Annotated in this window: 20 protein-coding genes; 5 read left to right on the top strand and 15 right to left on the bottom strand. The window is 34.4% G+C overall.

The genetic code is table 11. From position 1 onward, the window contains the following. Positions 1–38: 38 nt before the first annotated feature. From HCX49_RS01820 to HCX49_RS01790, 8 genes are all read right to left on the bottom strand, one after another. Positions 39–809 (bottom strand): hypothetical protein, encoded by a 771-nt coding sequence (locus HCX49_RS01820; RefSeq protein ID WP_168125947.1) that lies wholly within the window; start codon positions 807–809, stop codon positions 39–41. A gap of 171 nt (positions 810–980) precedes the next feature. Then, a complete protein-coding gene (locus HCX49_RS01815; RefSeq protein ID WP_168125946.1) occupies positions 981–1262 on the bottom strand; it encodes a hypothetical protein in 282 nt (93 codons plus the stop codon). Beyond that, the gene (locus HCX49_RS25325; protein ID WP_206368142.1) at positions 1259–1465 is read right to left on the bottom strand and encodes a hypothetical protein; all 207 of its coding nucleotides are present in this window, start codon (positions 1463–1465) and stop codon (positions 1259–1261) included. Before HCX49_RS25325 ends, HCX49_RS01815 begins: the two co-directional genes overlap by 4 nt. An 8-nt stretch (positions 1466–1473) precedes the next feature. Further along, positions 1474–2454 carry a hypothetical protein gene (locus HCX49_RS01810; RefSeq protein ID WP_168125945.1) on the bottom strand — a complete coding sequence of 327 codons (981 nt, stop codon included), beginning with the start codon at positions 2452–2454 and terminating at the stop codon, positions 1474–1476. Between the two features lie 508 nt (positions 2455–2962). After that, the gene (locus tag HCX49_RS01805; protein ID WP_168125944.1) at positions 2963–3439 is read right to left on the bottom strand and encodes a DUF4405 domain-containing protein; all 477 of its coding nucleotides are present in this window, start codon (positions 3437–3439) and stop codon (positions 2963–2965) included. Positions 3440–3454: 15 nt separating this feature from the next. Next, entirely contained in the window at positions 3455–4045 is a 591-nt protein-coding gene (locus tag HCX49_RS01800) for an NAD(P)H-dependent oxidoreductase (protein ID WP_168125943.1), read from the bottom strand. Between the two features lie 130 nt (positions 4046–4175). Then, the gene (locus HCX49_RS01795; protein WP_168125942.1) at positions 4176–4715 is read right to left on the bottom strand and encodes a Crp/Fnr family transcriptional regulator; all 540 of its coding nucleotides are present in this window, start codon (positions 4713–4715) and stop codon (positions 4176–4178) included. Positions 4716–4872: 157 nt separating this feature from the next. Further along, complete coding sequence (locus HCX49_RS01790) at positions 4873–5250, bottom strand: winged helix-turn-helix transcriptional regulator (protein ID WP_168125941.1); 378 nt, start codon at positions 5248–5250, stop codon at positions 4873–4875. Positions 5251–5402: 152 nt separating this feature from the next. On the opposite strand from HCX49_RS01790, the gene HCX49_RS01785 reads away from it, so the two are divergent. Together HCX49_RS01785 and HCX49_RS25760 are read left to right on the top strand one after the other, a co-directional pair. Beyond that, positions 5403–6170: a nuclear transport factor 2 family protein gene (locus tag HCX49_RS01785; RefSeq protein WP_168125940.1), complete on the top strand. Its 768-nt coding sequence runs from the start codon at positions 5403–5405 to the stop codon at positions 6168–6170. Then, a complete protein-coding gene (locus HCX49_RS25760) occupies positions 6112–6402 on the top strand; it encodes a DUF2798 domain-containing protein (RefSeq protein WP_410528497.1) in 291 nt (96 codons plus the stop codon). The genes HCX49_RS01785 and HCX49_RS25760 overlap by 59 nt, the downstream gene beginning before the upstream one ends. Positions 6403–6460: 58 nt before the next feature. Here the strand turns inward: HCX49_RS25760 and HCX49_RS01775 are convergent, their stop codons facing one another. Both HCX49_RS01775 and HCX49_RS01770 read right to left on the bottom strand, forming a co-directional pair. Then, complete coding sequence (locus HCX49_RS01775; protein WP_168125938.1) at positions 6461–7780, bottom strand: ABC1 kinase family protein; 1320 nt, start codon at positions 7778–7780, stop codon at positions 6461–6463. A gap of 84 nt (positions 7781–7864) precedes the next feature. Continuing rightward, positions 7865–8524 (bottom strand): TetR/AcrR family transcriptional regulator, encoded by a 660-nt coding sequence (locus HCX49_RS01770; protein ID WP_168125937.1) that lies wholly within the window; start codon positions 8522–8524, stop codon positions 7865–7867. Between the two features lie 503 nt (positions 8525–9027). Here HCX49_RS01770 and HCX49_RS01765 point away from each other — a divergent pair. Both HCX49_RS01765 and HCX49_RS01760 read left to right on the top strand, forming a co-directional pair. Further along, positions 9028–9714, top strand: a complete 687-nt coding sequence (locus HCX49_RS01765; protein WP_168125936.1) for a hypothetical protein — start codon at positions 9028–9030, stop codon at positions 9712–9714. 87 nt (positions 9715–9801) lie between these two features. Next, positions 9802–10302 carry a protease gene (locus tag HCX49_RS01760; protein ID WP_168125935.1) on the top strand — a complete coding sequence of 167 codons (501 nt, stop codon included), beginning with the start codon at positions 9802–9804 and terminating at the stop codon, positions 10300–10302. Between the two features lie 44 nt (positions 10303–10346). Here the strand turns inward: HCX49_RS01760 and HCX49_RS01755 are convergent, their stop codons facing one another. The 5 genes from HCX49_RS01755 to HCX49_RS01735 all read right to left on the bottom strand — a co-directional run bounded on the left by HCX49_RS01755 (position 10347) and on the right by HCX49_RS01735 (position 17704). Beyond that, complete coding sequence (locus tag HCX49_RS01755) at positions 10347–11111, bottom strand: LytR/AlgR family response regulator transcription factor (RefSeq protein ID WP_168125934.1); 765 nt, start codon at positions 11109–11111, stop codon at positions 10347–10349. Then, complete coding sequence (locus HCX49_RS01750; protein ID WP_168125933.1) at positions 11092–12162, bottom strand: sensor histidine kinase; 1071 nt, start codon at positions 12160–12162, stop codon at positions 11092–11094. Before HCX49_RS01750 ends, HCX49_RS01755 begins: the two co-directional genes overlap by 20 nt. A 57-nt stretch (positions 12163–12219) precedes the next feature. Further along, entirely contained in the window at positions 12220–14667 is a 2448-nt protein-coding gene (locus HCX49_RS01745) for an outer membrane beta-barrel family protein (RefSeq protein WP_168125932.1), read from the bottom strand. A 404-nt stretch (positions 14668–15071) separates the two neighbouring features. Further along, positions 15072–15281 carry a hypothetical protein gene (locus tag HCX49_RS01740; RefSeq protein ID WP_168125931.1) on the bottom strand — a complete coding sequence of 70 codons (210 nt, stop codon included), beginning with the start codon at positions 15279–15281 and terminating at the stop codon, positions 15072–15074. Between the two features lie 116 nt (positions 15282–15397). Further along, positions 15398–17704, bottom strand: a complete 2307-nt coding sequence (locus HCX49_RS01735) for a hypothetical protein (protein WP_168125930.1) — start codon at positions 17702–17704, stop codon at positions 15398–15400. Between the two features lie 352 nt (positions 17705–18056). Here HCX49_RS01735 and HCX49_RS01730 point away from each other — a divergent pair, with 352 nt between their 5' ends. Then, on the top strand, positions 18057–18197 hold the full coding sequence (locus tag HCX49_RS01730; RefSeq protein ID WP_168125929.1) for a hypothetical protein: 141 nt from the start codon (positions 18057–18059) through the stop codon (positions 18195–18197). Positions 18198–18305 lie beyond the last annotated feature (108 nt).

Genomic DNA, 18305 nt, shown 5'->3' with positions numbered 1-18305 from the left:
TGAAGGACCTAAGCTGTTCTTCGTCAGAATTAGAAATATCAGCGGACTGTATTAGGTTCATCATCATAACGGTATTCAAGACCATCTAACGACACTATATTTTCTTTATTATCTTCACTGTAAAAGATCACCATTTTTCGTTTAAAATATAAGGTTTTCCTATTTTCCCAAGCCGCTGTCCAAACGCAGGAATGCTGCTTGATGGCCTGTAGAAACTTTGCATGAACTGGCTTTTGCGGGCCAATGGATTCAAGTCCAGTAATTGCTCCGTTATGAAGAACAATAAACTGCACCAGGATCGAATCACGTGTGGTTTCTACCTGAGGTTGATCAGCAGGTAGGCCCATGTGAGCCGACAGCTTTTTCAGATAAGCCGCTTCTCCCAGTGATGGTTCAGGTTCCCCTTGTGCACGGCTGCGGATATCTTTGCCAGCAATATCAAAATCGGCTATATAACAGGGTGCTTTAAGATCAAAATCCCTAGGTTTAAAGAAGACCACGAAATTCTTTTGGGGTGTCTCCCAACCCTTTTCAGTCAAATTGTTGTACCGATATCCTTGGTCTACTAGATGTACGAAATAGCGTTCGCCATCGGCAAACCGAACACGGTCTACCTTCACTTCTAGCAGACCTTTGGGATTGATATAATACAAAGGAAAGTGATCCTGAATAATAACGCCTGAATTAAGCGGATCCCAATAGCGATCGCGCCAATGTACTGTGACATTTTTGAGCGGCAATCCGGTATACTTCTTGACGATCTCGGCAATAGTCATGCGGTTGGAAAAAAAATCTTCATCAGTATCCACATGTATTGAACCTTGATACACAATTCCGTCAATAAGAGTATCCTGCTCCGATCGCCTAATAGCAGTATACTCTTCTACTACTGTAGAACGGATGGCATAGGGGCTTACCTGTATATTATTGATAAAATAAGCAGGATCATCGGCATGCTGACCGGCTGGTGAAGGCGGATATCACGGCGTGTGGAAGTACAGAACGCCTTGATATTTACTCTTCGGCTCTCGGCTATAATCAAATACCCGCCCAAACGTAGCCTCCGGGTAATTGAGTAGCTCGTCTTTCTCAATGTGTGCGCCATTTAAGATAAACTCATAATTTTCAAATGTTCCATATTGCTTCGGGTATAACAGCGTGTTGTCCAAGATCCTGTCTCTCAGTCGCTGTGATTGCGCATTAAGGCTACAAACCAGTATGAGCAATAATATTTGATAATATTTCATATAGGCTGTGATCATGGTTTATTGTTGGTTTGAACAAAGTTATAGCGATATTTAAGACCATCTATCGATTGGATATTTCCCTTTTGATCCTTACTGTAGAAGATCACCATTTTTCGTCTAAACAACACTGGTCTGCCCCCCTGCACGGACGGCAACCAAAGGCAGGCATTTTTTTTGATCGCATTAAGCATGTTTCCATGACCAGGTTTATCTGGCACTACGCTCTTTAAATTAGCAATCCATCCTTCAGCACGATAAACTGAACGGTGATTGAGTCGGCCTGAGTAGCTGTACTCGGTTTAACTGCAGGAAGCCCCATCGTCGATGATAATTTCTTCAGGTAAAAATCTATTCCGTTCCTAGGCCTTGGCTCAACCTCTACATAATTAAAAATACCATCTTCTTGCATATCAAAATCTGGCACATAACAAGGAAAAACCGTATCAATAGCTAAAAGATCTCCCGTGAATAATCCGGTCTTAGGCATACTCGATTTATAGCTATTGTCGCTAAGATGAACGACGTAGCGATCGCCTTGGGCAAAATGCACACGGTCGACACTCACTCCTTTAAGCGATAAATTACTAATTGTAAATGAATAAAGCGGAAAATTATTTTCGATGATCATACCAATATCGCCTTCGTAAATATACCTGTAATGGGTGTTATGCCAATGGATGATGACCTCTTCAGGTGCTAAACCAGTGTACTTTGCGATAAGATCGGGCAAGGAAATACGGTCTGCAAAAAAATTCTCTTCGGTATCCACATGTATGGAGCCCCGGTACAGGATGCCATTTATCGTGGTATCCTGTGTTGACTTTGCGATCCGCTTATACAATTCCATCTTGATCAAACGAATCTGATAAGGGCTAACCTGAGTCCCATTGATGAAATAAGCTGGTAGATTATTATCTCGAACTGGAGGCGCATAGCGTGCTTCAGTATGAAAATATACGGCTCCAAGATAGCGCCTCCCTCCCAACCTAATCGGATAAGGGAAAATATTATTTAGCTGTGCTTCCGGATTATTAACCAACGTTTGATGCTCAATAACCTTTCCGTTAAGCACAAAGGCATAGTGTTCAAATGCGCCATATTTTTTAGGGAACATGGCGGCACTATCTGGACTGTTGAAGTACCCTAATTGCGGAAAAGTCCGTAATCCGGATAGGACTAAAATAAAAAGTAGGATATATCTGTACATTGAAAACATCTTATTACCTGTCCGATGTTTGCTGCACTGCACAAGCAATCAAATAAGCATTAAATAATATCTTGTTGGTTAGTTGCATAATGGTTTATCATTAATCTCCTCCTAAAATAACATTAAAAAGTTATTGATGATGATATTTAACAAATAAAAGCCATTCTTGGCAGAATGGCTTTTCATGAGCTTGATAAAAGGTGATGTATCTTCTGGTCTTCCCATTGGAAAACTGTCCAATTATGTCGTTCGTGTATATAGACTGCCATCGCTTCTTAAGTATATGCGGTAAATACAAGCATTATTTACCGCAATAAAAGCGGAGAATAAACTATTTAATATCCGCACAAAATAATCAGCACAGCAATGTTGAAGTTAATGTGACTATAAGTGTCTATTTTTAAGCATTTTATTATTAAAATGTTCAGTGCCGAGTCTTAGTCGTTTAATTAATATTATCTCTTTTCGTTGGTTGGTTATTTGGAAAAAAAAAGGACAACAAATCCATTTATTCCATAATCAAATCAATTACTTTTTCTGGATTAGAATCATTGTTAATCCAAATGTCTTCTATTGTGGTAGCTTCTTCAATTGATAATCCATTTTCTTTCAGTTTTTCAGATGCTTTTTCATAATTGACATCTAACGCCCTAAAAGCATCATTGATAGGTGCTTTTACCATTTTATTGAAAATGATTAAGTCTATGGGAGGTGACATCCTTTCTGAGATAATTAGTATAACAGATAGGACTAATACACCTAATAGAGCTGGAAAAAAGACACCTTTTTTGAAATATATTCTTAATGCTTTCCAATTGAGTATGATGTGGAAAATGGTACATATAATGAAAAATAAACCTAAAATTTCGTGTACAACTTCTGTATAACCATCAAATAAATGAAAAAGCATCAAGAAGCCAGATATTCCAACTACAAGGAAAACTAAGGAAATAAAAGGTGTAATATAGTTTCTGTTTAATTTCATGACATCAAGGTTTTATTAATTAAATTTTGAAAACCTGATTTCAATATCAGTTAACCATTTCACCCTTTTTTCCTGACCGACTGATTTTACCATATTATAGCTAATCCATTTAAGATTTTTGTAACCCATCGTTTTGAAAACGCTTTTTATCATTGCTTTCTTAATTAAGTTACCAATAAGCAGGGAGTAAATTATGTTGGGCTTATTCATGGTTGTAATTACTGTCACACCTTTTAAGTTTTTTAAAAGTGGTACTAAACCAAAACCCCGTGGATGATGGTCGTACACAACTCCTGGAGTAAAAACTCGATCAACAAATCCTTTAGTCATTGCAGGCATCAGATCCCACCAAATGGGAAAAATGAAAATTAGGTGGTCTGCTTTTTCCAGACGTACATTATAGTCTATTACTTGTGGATCCACAGGTTTGTGATCGACAAATGCTTTCAAATCTGTCTTTGACATTACTGGATTAAATCCATCATTATCAAGATGCATCAGATCAACTTCGTGATTTGCACCTGTAAGCCCTTTGGTTACAGCATTTAAGATTGCGTTTCCAAAGCTTCCTTCATAGGGATGATTAAATACTATTACTACTCTCATTTTTTACTTTGTCAAATTTTACTCTGCAAAGTTGAGAAGTAGCAAATCGTTGGACGATAACAATTGTTAAGAAATCGCAAAGCGATTCACGAACACAAAAGATAATCAAAAAACCGGTGAGTAAATGAACTTATCGTCTGTTTCGTATCCTGCTTAATGAAACAGAAGTTATACCTAAATAGGATGCGATATAATGTTGCGGAATACGTTGAATAATGTGTGGATGTTGCTTAATAAGTTCTTCGTACCTTTTTTGAGGTGAATTTTTTAAATAGGAAAAAAAAAGATTTTGACTTTGTAGAAGCCGTTGAAATAGATGTTCAAGTATATTATCTTTAATATCCGGTAAACTCATTAATGCTTCTTGAAATTCTTTCTGAGTAATAGTTTGTAGCACACAGGGTTCAATCGTTTCTATACTATATAGACTGGGTTTGTTTGTCATAAAACTTTCAATAGACGACACACCACTACCTTCAAAGAAAAATTGAGTTGTTATATCTTTTCCGTTATTATTAATCCAAGTTCGTAAACAACCTTTTTCCACGAAAAACATTCTTTTGGAAATTTCACCTTCTTGAAGAAGAGTAGTTTTAGCAGGAATCTCTATTTGTTTAAAAAGATGACTAAGCATACTCCACTTTTCGGTATTTTTTTTAGTTTCGTTCATAATATTGAGTTTTAATAACACTTTAATAGTTCGAAATTTTTACAAATATTTTAACTCATTATAACTATTCGACTATTTTTATAGGCTTAATACTGAATAATATATGGATGTTCTAAAATAAGCTATTCGTGGTGACAATTTTAACCAAGTCCGCAAATCATCTTTCCATGAGAATAGTTTCAGAGTTTACATGCTCTTGTCTCTTGTAAAAATCATTCATAAAATCACTCCCCCAGTTTTCCATCATATCAACAAGAGGTAAAAGCGATTCGCCTACTTCTGTTAAAAAATATTCAACCTTAGGAGGAAGTACCGGATAAATAACTTTTCTTACAACACCATATGCTTCCAGCTCTTTTAGTTGTAAGTTCAAAACTCTTTTGCTCGCAAGCGGATGTTTCTTCGCGAGTTCACTCGGTCTTCGTATTCCTCGATTGATGGAATCAATTAAGCAGGGCTTCCATTTACCTCCAATAATCTCAAAAGTAATGCTCATGCCACAACTAAAATCTTTCGGTATTTTTTTCTCGTACATTGCTATTCTATTTTATGGAATAAATTTACGACATATTTCGTTCTCAGTGACATAGGGATAAAATTATCCCTATAGCAATATTTTTTCACTTATTTTACCGCATGTATAAGGTCAGTACATTTGCTCATAATTAATCATTAAAATTAAAAAAAATGGAATTATCAAATAGAGACAAAGCTGAAGCTATACAAAATAGCATTGAAACTGAAACTTTGGCAGAAATAGGGTTGATCAGTCCGACCTCCTATACACAACACAATCCAAATGTAGCAACAGGTTTAAAAGCAATTTTGGGATTGCATGATCAAATGCCAATGGATAAAGTTTATACAAATGTAGTTCGTAAGTTTCAAGATGGAGATTATGGATTTGTTCACGTAGATTATTTTCTTTTTGAACCCACCGTGGCTTTTGATATACACCGGTTTGAAAATGGAATAAGTGTTGAACATTGGGATAATCTTCAATCAAATCCAAAAAAACTGAATAAAAGCGGAAGAACAATGACCGACGGAAAGACCAAGGCAAAAGATCATCATAAAACGGAGGTTAACAAAGCACTTGTTAAAGACTTTGTTCAAAACGTTCTTGTTAATGGACAAATCGATTTGGTGTCAAATTATTTCAAGGAAGATGAATTGATTCAACATAATCCGTATATGGCTGACGGGGTACAAGAATTTTTAAATATGCTGAATCAATGGCAGGAAGATGGGAAACCTCAAATTTATAAGAAAATACATAAAGTGCTTGGGGAAGGAAATTTTGTCCTAGTATTAAGTGAAGGTACTTTTAAAGGAGAACACGTTGCTTTCTATGATCTTTATAGAATTGAAGAAGATAAAATTGTAGAACATTGGGATGTTGTTGAAGCAATACCTGAAACTGGAAAACGAAAAAATGATAATGGTAAATTCTAAGAAACATAGACGCTATAGAATAATTAGTACCTTTTTTGTAGTTCTGCCGACAACTTTTGTAATGTCCGTTTTATCAAGTGTTACTGATGAGGTTTTAGATGAAAATTGGATTGGTGAACTTTTTAAATCATGGTTTTTTTCAATGCCTATAGTTTACGCTTGCGTACTACTTCTATTGCCACTTGCTAATAAAATTACGAGCAGGATTTTAGATAGAAAAGTAAATTTATAAAATATAGAGTGTTCCTAAAAATTTGTATCGTTTTGGGAACACTCTATTTTGTTTTTAATTATATAAAATTTTTATATTGATTGATGACGATATTTTGCGCTTTCAGATCGTGCATCATATTGTACAATCCAAAAAATGTGCGGTTCAGATAAATAAAATGTTTCGACCCCCTGTTGGTGTTCATCCCTTTTATATTACTCAGTTTCGCATACCGCTGACCTAAATCTGCAATTTCCTGAAAGAAAGTTTCATCAGAAAAATCAAAATTCACGACATTGAAAGGTCTTGTAAATAATTCCAGTAATTCGTAGAATAATTTAGTAAAAAATTCCTGTTCCTCTGCAGTATCCTGATCACTCAAGATCTCAAGCTCATATAATTTTTCTTTGTAAAACTCAGGATTATCCAGATTCTTACGTTCAGCCAATTCAAAGTAAGGTTTGTAAAAGTCATTCGGAATTTCCTTGATGCAACCAAAGTCAATGACAAGTAACTTGTTATCTGCGGAAACCAAAAAATTTCCGGGATGCGGGTCGGCGTGCACCTGCTTCAGAACATGCATCTGGTACATATAAAAATCCCAAAGTGTCTGTCCGATCTTGTTCAAATCATCCTGAGAATTATCTAGTTTTGTAAATTCTGAGAAATGCTTTCCGTTCATCCAATCCATCGTGATGATTCTTTCACAGGAAAATTCTGGATAATATGTAGGAAAAGCGAGATTAGGAAGATGAGCACATTTTTCAGAAATTTCCTGACTTCTTTTCAGTTCCAGATCATAATCTGTCTCCTCAAACAATTTATTTTCCACTTCCTGAAAATACGATTCCGACCCCTCTTTTTTGATGTTAAACATCTTCATCGCAATCGGTTTAACCATTTTCAGATCACTTGAAATACTTTCCCTCACGCCAGGATATTGAATTTTGACTGCAAGGTCTTGACCATCTTTCTTGGCTTTATGAACTTGTCCAATGCTTGCTGCATTAACAGATTCATCTGTAAACTCATCAAATAAGTCTTCCGGATTTTTCCCGAAATACTTTCTGAAAGTTTTTTTTACTAAAGCTCCGGAAAGCGGCGGAACAGAAAATTGAGATAAAGAAAATTTTTCTACATAGGCTTGCGGAAGAATATTTTTTTCCATGCTCAGCATCTGAGCAACTTTCAAAGCAGAACCTTTCAATTCTTTTAAAGAATCGTAAATATCGGTCGCATTATCTTCATTTAAAGTTTTTCGAGCTTCGTCTTCATCTTTATCCTTTGTAATTTTATTTCCGTAATATTTGATGTAATTAACGCCAACTTTGGCGCCTGCTTTCAGCAAACTGCTCGTTCTTTCTAACTTTCCTGTCGGTATTTTATGGAGTGTTTTCATTTTTAAAATTTCATTGCTAATAGACGTCAAGAATTTCCATCATGTTGATTGAAAAATAGTAGGATTTTAATGCAGATGTGTCATTTAACTTTTTCTAAATTTCTCTTTGAATAAAAACTTCCCAAGGTCAACTACTTTTCGCAATGGTTCATTATCCATCAATTCAAAACCTGTATCAATTGTTTTTTCAATGAAAATATCTGTTTTTTCGAATGATGGCGAGGTATCTTTTTTCCAAAACTCGATGGCAGAAACCAAATGAAGCCAAAATGCTTCTTCTCTAGCCTTGTCATGAAAATTTTTCACATCATCTTTTGATTCTTTAATTATGCTCCAATCGTTAAAATCGAGTGTTTTGATGAAATTTCGATGCGTTTCTTTGAGTTGATCTGAAATTTTTGCAGCATGTAATTTGTCATTCCCCAGAATCATCAAAACCAACGAACGGTTCATCGTCATGTTTTCAAAAAAGATAAAATATACGTTCAAAAGCTTTTCTTTCGACGTAATCTTACCAGAAATATTAACTTCTGAGGCCAATGCTACGGACTTTTCAAAAAGATTGACCAACATTGATTTTTCAATCTGCTCGAAACTTGTAAAATAATCGTAGAAGTCTTTTTCTTCAAAATCATTGTCCTTTGCAAAAAGGTAAATATTTTTTGGTCGCTCGCCGTGATTCAAAATGTACTCTCCGTACAATTCAAATATTTTATCTGCTGTAATTTGATTTTCCTTTTCCATCTTTGTATGTATATCTTACCATACACAATTTAGTTATATTTTAAACCAACTTAGTAAAATAAGGTGTAATTTTACACTATATAAATGATCCAATAGATGAATAATGGTAAAATATAGGTTTAATCCAATTTAAGGCCGATTTTGGAATTTTAACGGTTTACTCATTATTTGAGCATGAGCAGATCCAACATATGGGTTAGATTGCCGAAAATGTATATTTAATCTATTTATACTTATACATTTCTTTATCGAATCTCGTATGTTGTTTGCCGTAGTTTATCAATAACTACCTCATTGCTGACCGATAGCTTTTTCAAATAAGTTATTTCTCCCCGAGATAGACAGGTTCTCTTTCTACACATTTGAACGGATATCTTTAGCTACGATATCAAAGTCTGCCTCATAGCTATACTGGAGGGGGATGAACATTTCTATATCAGGATTGTTATAATCTTATAATATCATTTGAGCATTTTATCGATATAAATAGATACTCCGTCAATATGCAGAAAACTCGTAAAATACTTAAGATCTTTCCATCGCAGAAGATGTTGCTACCTCTGATCATTTTATGTGTTGTTATTGCATGTACAGATCGAGCAGGTTCTGATAAAAGCAAAACAAATACAACTATGCATAAAGTTGAAACACTGTCACCCACAAGATCAGCAGAAGAGCATACACCTCTTCTTAATATCGATGCTATAAAAAAGGCTTATGCAGCTGTCAATAAAGAACTCGAAGATGGTCAATTGGATTCCACGACCTTTAAATATTCTTGCAAAGATGAAAAAAATGGGACGGTGGGTTACTTTACAAAAAATGGTAACCTTAGACTAATTGTCCACAGATATAATGAGTATGATCATTATGAGGCTGTAGATCGTTATTTTGTACAGGACAGCACTTTATTTTTCACTTACAGTACAAGTACTGCGTGGTCTTTTGAGGATGGTCCAGAAGGCTCAACGAAGGATAACATCAAAGAAAATCGAACTTATCTCATAGCGGAGAAGCCGGTTAAATGTTTGGAGAAAAATTTCACAATACGATCAAAAGCATCCACTAATCCTGATCCGGAATCAGTTCCTAACCGAGATGTTAATTGCCAATCTGCGGCAATTGTATTAAAACCGTATCACATATTGACAAAATACAGATTTAAATCTACTGCAAATTGCTTGGAATGATCATAAATCTCTTTTATTTAGATATAACAGGCAAAACCAAATCCATTAACTGCTAGTCAGTATTTACCCATAATTAAATATATACATATGATTCGTCCCTTCTCTTTCTTAATTCTTGCAGCTATATTTGTTACGGGCTGTCAAAATCAAAAAAATGTTTCTGACACAACTGAAGTTAAACGTGATACGTCAACGTTAATTCCTCTGGAGACTCAACTACAAGCGATTGACCCTAATTTTTCCACAGATTCCGTACTATTATCATTCTCGGTGTTCAACCATTCAGACACGGTACAGCGTTTTTGTAAATGGGAAACACCCTTTGAACCGATGTTAGGAAAATATATGGAGATTATCGATGAACAGGGAATAGAAACGCAGTTTACTGGTCCGATGGCAAGAAGGGTGATGCCACCTCCTGCAGAAAGTTATATTCTAGTGCAACCACATGATTGCGTCAGTACCGTATATAACCTTGCAAAAAACTATACGATCAAACCGGGAAAGTATACTGTTAAATATACTGGCGGAGGTGTGAGTGGTCTACATGAAGGAAATGAAGTCAAAATTACTGTAAATGGAAAATAATCACAATTTGTTTATAAATAAATAAGGTAACTTTTTCCTATTTTCTATCTATCCATCCAGAGTTTGAAGGCTCTTACTTTATCTTTAGGAACTACGATTTCACCGTCGGTCTTTGTATCCAGCTTTAATAATAAACTATTTTTAAAATAAGGTATTACTATTGTTATGGCATCAACATTAACGATTACTTGTCTGTTGCATCTAAAAAACTTCAAGGGATCTAACTGATTAACAAGCTCGTCAAGTGTGTTTCCTAAAATAAACCGCTCACCTTCGAGCGTTTCCAGTATCACGGAATGATCTATATATATATAACGGATATTAGAAGTTTTAACCACGAAATACTTTTCACCTTTTTTAAGGAGAAACCGTTCACGTAAAATATTTTTAGAATTATAAGTATCGAGCTGCGTAATTAACCGACGCAAAGAATTATCGATTTTATAATTTGAACTGTTTTGAAATACCTTTTTAATCATATCATCAAACTGTGTTTGTGAAATTGGTTTCAATAGATATGACAATGCATTATAATCAAATGCTTTTATAGCATAGTGATCAAACGCCGTAGTGAATACAATAGGGCAATTAATCTCTAAATTTGTAAATAGTTCGAATACTAAGCCATCACTCAGTTGGATATCCAACAATAATAAATCTGGCTCACCGTTTAGCATGAACCATTTTTCAGCTTCCTCAATACTTTTCAGCCACGCTACAATCGAAAGAGATTCACTTTTAACATTTCGAACTAGTCTTTCAATATTATTGTAAGCAGCGATTTCGTCTTCAACGACTACAATTTTCATATGCTATTAATTTAATTTTTCCATTGGTTTGATGGGATTGTAATATTGGAATTTTGACAATGAAGAAATTGTCTATGATATCCACTTCCACTTTCGTTGTTGAAAGCATTGCATATATTTTTCTTAAGCTTGCTAAACCAATCCCACTGTTTTCCTTCATATAAGAATACCTTTTACCAAACATATTATTTGAGACAACCACAAATTGGGATGTTAAATCAATCGTACATCTCACGCGATGACTATCATCAATAATGTTGTGCTTTATTACGTTTTCAACAAGATTATATATTGACAAAGGAGGAATAACAGCCTTATCATCAAGTTGGTGTGAATAATTTATCGAAACTATCAAATTGGAACCATACCTTTCCTGTGTCATCTTAATGAATTTCTCTACGATCAAAAGCTCTTCCACTAATGATACAGTTTGGTTGTCAGCGTTCTTTAAAAGATATCGGTATAGTTCGGAAAGATTATGTAAAAAGTTCAATGCTTTGGGGTTAGTATCATCTATAAGAGAATAAAGAGTATTGAGATTATTAAATAAGAAATGGTGTTCTAACTGGGCTTTTATCGCATTGATACTGGCAGTTTGAAGTTGCTCTTGTAATAGAACATTTCTGCGCATATTTGAGATAGATAAAGTTACTGCACCATAAATTATAGAATAGATGTTTAATCCAAGCCACGTGGGAAAGAAACGGCTAGTTAAAAAAAGTCCAAAAGATTCTTTAACATTCCAAATTCCCAAATAATACTCCAACAGCTTTTCGAGCACTGTAACTGCCACACCAATTAAGAGAAATGCTACAATTTGTATTAATCTATTAAGCTTAGGCTTTTGAAAATCAAATTGTCCACAGTACCACATTAAAAATGCCACTGGAATACTATAAATTAAAGATCTTGGAAAGATGGATAGAAAGAAGTCGGAGATAGAACCCAACACATATTCGGAACTAAACTGAACTTCACTCGATAGAATAATGGCAAACAATAAAAAAGCAAACAGGTAAGCCCTAAAATATGTACTCAAAAATCTCTTCATTGAATCTTGTATTATGGAATAGCTTTTATAGTTTTAATTTTCTAATTATTTAACTTTTTAATTAACTGGGATGGCTGTACCTCCAGCGTTTTTGTCTTCAATGACATCCGAATCATCCTGTTTCGCACTCTTTTTAATTTTGCCAAATTGATAACGAAAACTTAGACGTAATTGTCGTATTGGTGCTATTATTGTAGAATTTTGATTAAAATTATATCCTGAAACTTCAGTATATAATTTTACATTTTTATGAAATGGCTGTAACATCGATAGGGAAATACTTGAACTTTTATTTATTATATTTTTCTTGACACCAATCATTGAATACGAAAGCGCATCTGAATACCCTTGTAAATTAATTTCTCTCGTATTATAGTTCGAATATAACTCTAATGAGAAACCTTTACTGAATTTTGCAGAAGCAAATATACTGGCGTTCATGGTAAGCCCCTTGTTGGAATAAGCATCACTTGAAAGTTTCCTATAAAAAATGTTTAAATTTGGTGCAATAGAAAATTTAGAATCCTGATATGAAAAATAAATATTCCCTCCTAAAGATTTACTTTTTCCTATATTTTGAAAGGTAACAGAGGTTGAGCCATCTGAACCTACATCTCTTTTTTCTTGAATAGAATTATTCACGATTGTAAAAAAAGGTGACAGTGTAAAAAATAATTTGTTAACTGAGAAATTTGAATATGCAACCTCTATTTGATGACTTTTTTCAGGTTTCAAGTTTGGATTTCCATAACGAACATTATTGACATCAGCACGATTTATAAAGGGGTTTAGAAATGTAATACCCGGTCTCTGTAACCTCTGATTATAACTTAATCGTATAGACTGCTTAGTCTTCCCAAAAGATTTTACGAAAGACAAACTTGGCAAAAGGTTACGAAAATCATTTTCGAAAGAATGCAAACGATCCACTCTTCCATCATTTATTGTTCTTTCGTAACGTAATCCTGTATTGGATAGGAAACCTTTTCCTAGTGAAACATTGTAACTGTTATAAACAGAAATAATTTGCTGATCATAATCCATTTCATTCAATGAACTGTCCATAAGTTCAAAACTTTGACTAGCATTATCGAATGCCGACATCAGCGAAGAGCTGTTAAAAGCTCTTCCAATATATTTCATTCCTAATTCAAGATTGATTCTTTTAGAAAGAGGTTTCGAATAATCTATTTGTGCCGACAGTTCTTTACGCTTTTGCAAATTAAAACTTCTATCATCATAAGCACGATCTTGATTAAGAAAATAATGGTTATTATCATCCAATGAACTTAATATAATCGATGAAATCAAAGTGTGGTTGTCACCCTTCAACTTCAAATTGTGATCAAGATGTAAAGAATAAACTGGTTTTTTAATCTTATTATCTATAGATCGTGAATTTGCACCCGTTCCCACTCCTTTAACCGAGGACCAAAAACTGATATCCTCATACCTATCATTATTAACATCATTCACCTGAATTCCGGCTGATAAAATATTTTTATGAGAGAAGTTATAGCTTGATGATAGATTGGCTCCGTAAGACCGTCCAATGGCCCTTATATCACTTTCTTGAAATAAATACTGTGTTTGATCTCCATAACTATTTCTCTCTAATTCGGAATGAATTTTATTCCTGTAATAATTGGAAGTTAAAGAAACATTTGATGAAAACTTCGTGTTACTTATACCGCCGCCTGCTGCTATATTCGCATTTCCAATTGAGCCTGCCGAAACATTCACAAATGCATTGATGCCTTTAAGCTCTCTTTTTGTTATTATATTTATGATGCCGACAGTGCCCTCTGCATCATATTTAGCGCCTGGATTTGTAATGACTTCTACACGTTTAATCATACTTGCGGGAACTAATTTCAATGCATCCGAAACTGATCCAGCAATAAGAGTAGAAGGTTTGTCATTAATGAATACTTTCACGCTAGAACTCCCACGTAGTTTGACCTCCCCATCAAAATCAACGCTAACATATGGTACTTTTCTTAGTAATTCGTCTGCGGTAAAACTATTCGAATTATTGGTTTCATCAACGTTATAAATTAATTTACCATCTTTTTCTTCTACTATTGGAGCTTTTAATACTATAGAAACCTCATCAATGGTTCGGCTCTTTTGAAAAAGCTTAATTATTAAAGGCTCTTTTGAGATCGACGAAGTTTTTAAAAAAAAATCCAAACTATCGTAACCGACATGTGAAATTTTAAGTAATATTGAATCACTAAGAACTTTGCGCATCTGAAATCTCCCTTCCTGATCAGATGATAATCTATCGATAATTTCTCTATCATTGATAGAGATTACTTGAATCGTCGCAGATGGGATTACCTTTTCTGTTGTTTGTTCTAAAATTTTCCCATAGAATATAACGCTATCTAATCCGGTTCTCTGCGATATTACATTTTCTACTTTTTTTATGGAGCCCCCTTTTAATAGTAAAACAGATGTCAATGAAAAAAATAATACGAAGGAAATTCTTCTTATGCTCATATTAAATTAGTTTATAGAACTAAACTAGATAAGCATCTTTAAAATTCCATCCACAAAACGATGAGGTCGAAATTCAGCCATTTAAAACCGAATTTTTGTACTTAATTAAATTTAAACAATGGGATGATAAAATAAACCCTATTAAATTTTAACCTATTGCAGTATTCGTATTTTATCAATTTAATTCTTCCTTACAAATTATTGCGCAACAAGAATAATCCTATAAATTAATATACTATTTATTTCAATTTTAAATATACAGATTTCTAACATTAATAGGAATATATTAATGCTATTATAATCCCTATGACAATGGAAATCAGATGCATTTATTTGCTTAATCTGTTTTAAGGACTTATTACTAAATATCTATCCTTTCTTAACCACTTCCCTCCTCTACCATGCTAGATTATCTGGTGACAAAATTTAGTACCTTCCAATTCTTGAAGACTATAGTTATGCTCACCAAGTTTTCTTGTAGGCTTTGAAATCAAAATATAATAATCTTGATCGATACCAACCAAGCTATGATCAAAAGTACGGTGGAGATTTTGACATCGTGTAACTTCTGTGTTTTTAGCGATATCTGCTAAAGGTAAACCCACTTTCTTCAATTACATTGCAGTTGAAATCGATTTTTCACGTTCATCTCTTGACGATACAAGCAGTACTTTTTAGCACTGCTTGTCATGGAATTAGCTTCAGTAAAAAAACGATAACAACGTGATCACTAAAATAATTTTGAGAATAAACCTGGTTTTTTCCAAGTCTTTTTGTACTCATCTGCCAAAGCAACATGATCACTATAGCCCAATACAATGTCAAGATGTTGATGCGCTTGCTTCAAATCGCCACTGACATACAAAGCTTTTGCCACTAACAGATGAACTTCTTCGGAGGTATCATCATATCCCCGATCTTCGGTCTCATAAATATGCTTTAATTTATTGGAGTACCTAAGCAAGGGTTCCAGTTGATTGTCTGCTGCAAATAATTTGATACCATATAGTAACCATTGTAGATATTCCGGCGCGTCAAATGTTTCGTCACAATAAGCATCCTGTGCTGTGAAAAAGTCAATTCCTGCTGAATACTCCTCCATGAAATAATGACTTTTCATAATCATATACAACGTTTTTGCTTTATCAAAGGCATTAATAATAAATTCCTTCTTATTGGCTAAGTATAATCGAGCTGTATGGTTGACGTTTTTATAGTCTTCCAGTTCATTGTAAATTTGCATCAGCACATAGGGTGCATGTGCTTCATGCGGATACTGCTCAATAATATGCGTATAATAAGCGATCTTAACATCATGTCGTTCGTCGTCATAAATATCGTATAGCAATCCTTCAACAGTATTTTTCGCGGCTTCATAATCTCTAAAATCATAATCGGAAATATCTGGATTCACGATATAGTGTTGATAGATTTTAGATAGCAATTCCTGTGCTTCATCAGCAATATGTTCAGTCTCCCCCAAGCCATTCTTGACAACTAAATAATCGGCTTGATGTTTCAGATATAGATAAAAGTTTGAATCTTCTGCTGTATAAGTACGAAAGAATTTTGCTAACGCAGCTTTTGCATCGACATAATTTTCTTGTTTTATTAGTGCATCTAATAAAGTATGATGCAGTTCCTCAAATTCACTATTTTGCAGACCAGTATGGATCACATCGACTGCAGTCCCATAACATCCATTTTTAATAAGTTCTATACTATAGTTATTGCAGCACATGGCCCAATTGTGTCTGCTACCGAGATAGTCACTTTCATAACTACCTTCTTCGTAATATGCCTGGAAAGCATGAAAAGATTGTTCATAAAGACCCGATAACATCGCTTGAAACAACGCAAGATCTTCCGGATCTGTAATTTCCTCCGTAATAAATTCGCTAAGTTCAACGCCGTCATTGTACAGGTCCCGAGGTAAATCTTCAAATGTTGGAAGTTCCAGATCGATTGCTCCTGTTACTAAATATTTGGATATAAAATAGCGTCTCCAGGTTATGGATGCCGATTTAATTTCTAGGGCTTTGCTCAGCAGTGGTAATGCCTCTGCGTGCCGTGCTGCTTCATGTAAATAGGTGCCTGCAAAATGATACAGCGAAAATTTATCGGAATGCGTATCCAACAGCCTCAGTGCGTGATGATAATAAAAATCGGCCTTTATATGCATCCTCTCAAAATAATTACGCTCCACGATTAACTGGAAATAAAACACGTCATCATCAACAAGTCCATTCTTAATCAGCTTATCGAAACGTTGGTGCCATTTCACTAGCCCATCTAAAACATCCTCTTTACTATTTACACCTCTGATCAATTTCAATAAGATGGCTTTTGTCAAGGCCATATCTTCATTTTCAAAAGCTATTTCTGCAAGATACAGGTAGTCGCTATCATCATCACTGGCAATGTTCTGTATATGATCTGCTATAACCTGAATGATTGCATCGGGAGATATTAATTTATTTTCCTGTAGCAGATAAATCTTCTTCATCAGAAAGATCGCGTTATACTGATCACGCTGTTCTCTATCTGCTGTAAAATATGTGGTAAAGAAAGCCATTGCTTCATCCAACGTTTTCAAAACAGCCGCTTTTTCTCCGACAGATTCATAAATCCTAATTAAGAAATCATAACCAGATGTTGCATGGTTAGGATCTTGAATTAAACGTTGTGCATAACCGATATAATCGTTCCTATTTTCGGACGTGATGTGTCTTTTGGAAAGATTAATATAAGCTAAATTATAATCGTTATTCAATGCATAACTTAGTATATGCTGTAATGCTTCTGAATTTTCGGGCTCAAGGCTTATAATTTTCTTAAGATAAGGAACCGTAAATTGATTCATCGTGTCATAGACAAGCTCCGGGTGACCAGGGTAAACATAATCGTAATGTGCAATAGCCATTAAAAACAATACCGTTGTATCGTCAGGATGATTTTTAAGATGCTGCTCTCCTTCTTCTATACATAGTGCGAGATCACCTGAATAAAATAAATTTTCTAACTCCTCGATGTTCATCTATATAGTTATTTTGTCGTGTTGTTTAATTTTTAAATATCTAATCAAAGTTAGTGTATGAACAACCTTCAAAAAATCCCCGGTTTCAGCTACTATGTAAAAAAGTGAACCAGCCTATCTTTGATAAAGCGCATAGTTTTCTTCTGAATAAATTGTTTTTTAAACATGATTCAACTATCATGAGTGATTTATTCATTGCAGATCTATGATATTTATAATCATTAAACTTTTATTTTTGTAAAATAGAGAATCGATGTTTACCTTTGAACGAACAGTACACGCCACGCTACACATAAGAACAGCGTCCCAGGGCGTGTCTTTTGCTTTATAGACCTTTTTTTAAACACATTCCATGTATGAAAAGAAAGCATTCACGATAGAGGAGCAAGCTCAACAATTAAAAGATCGCGGATTATTTATCTCTGAATCAGATAAAATGAAGTCGGTAGCAAATGCCATAAAGGGATGGTATGAAGCTGATATTAACCTGTAAAGAGTTAGCATTTTTTATATTAAGTCTGGCTTCACATCGTGCTTTCCCGAATTGAGTGTAACCTACATAAGCAGAGGTTCAATAAAGAGCAATATAATTAAATAAATA

The sequence above is a fragment of the Sphingobacterium sp. B16(2022) genome, from assembly GCF_012030425.1.
In the GTDB taxonomy this organism is placed as follows: domain Bacteria; phylum Bacteroidota; class Bacteroidia; order Sphingobacteriales; family Sphingobacteriaceae; genus Sphingobacterium; species Sphingobacterium anhuiense.
The sequence above is the reverse complement of the archived record's forward strand: the minus strand, read 5'-3'. Positions and strand labels throughout refer to the sequence as shown.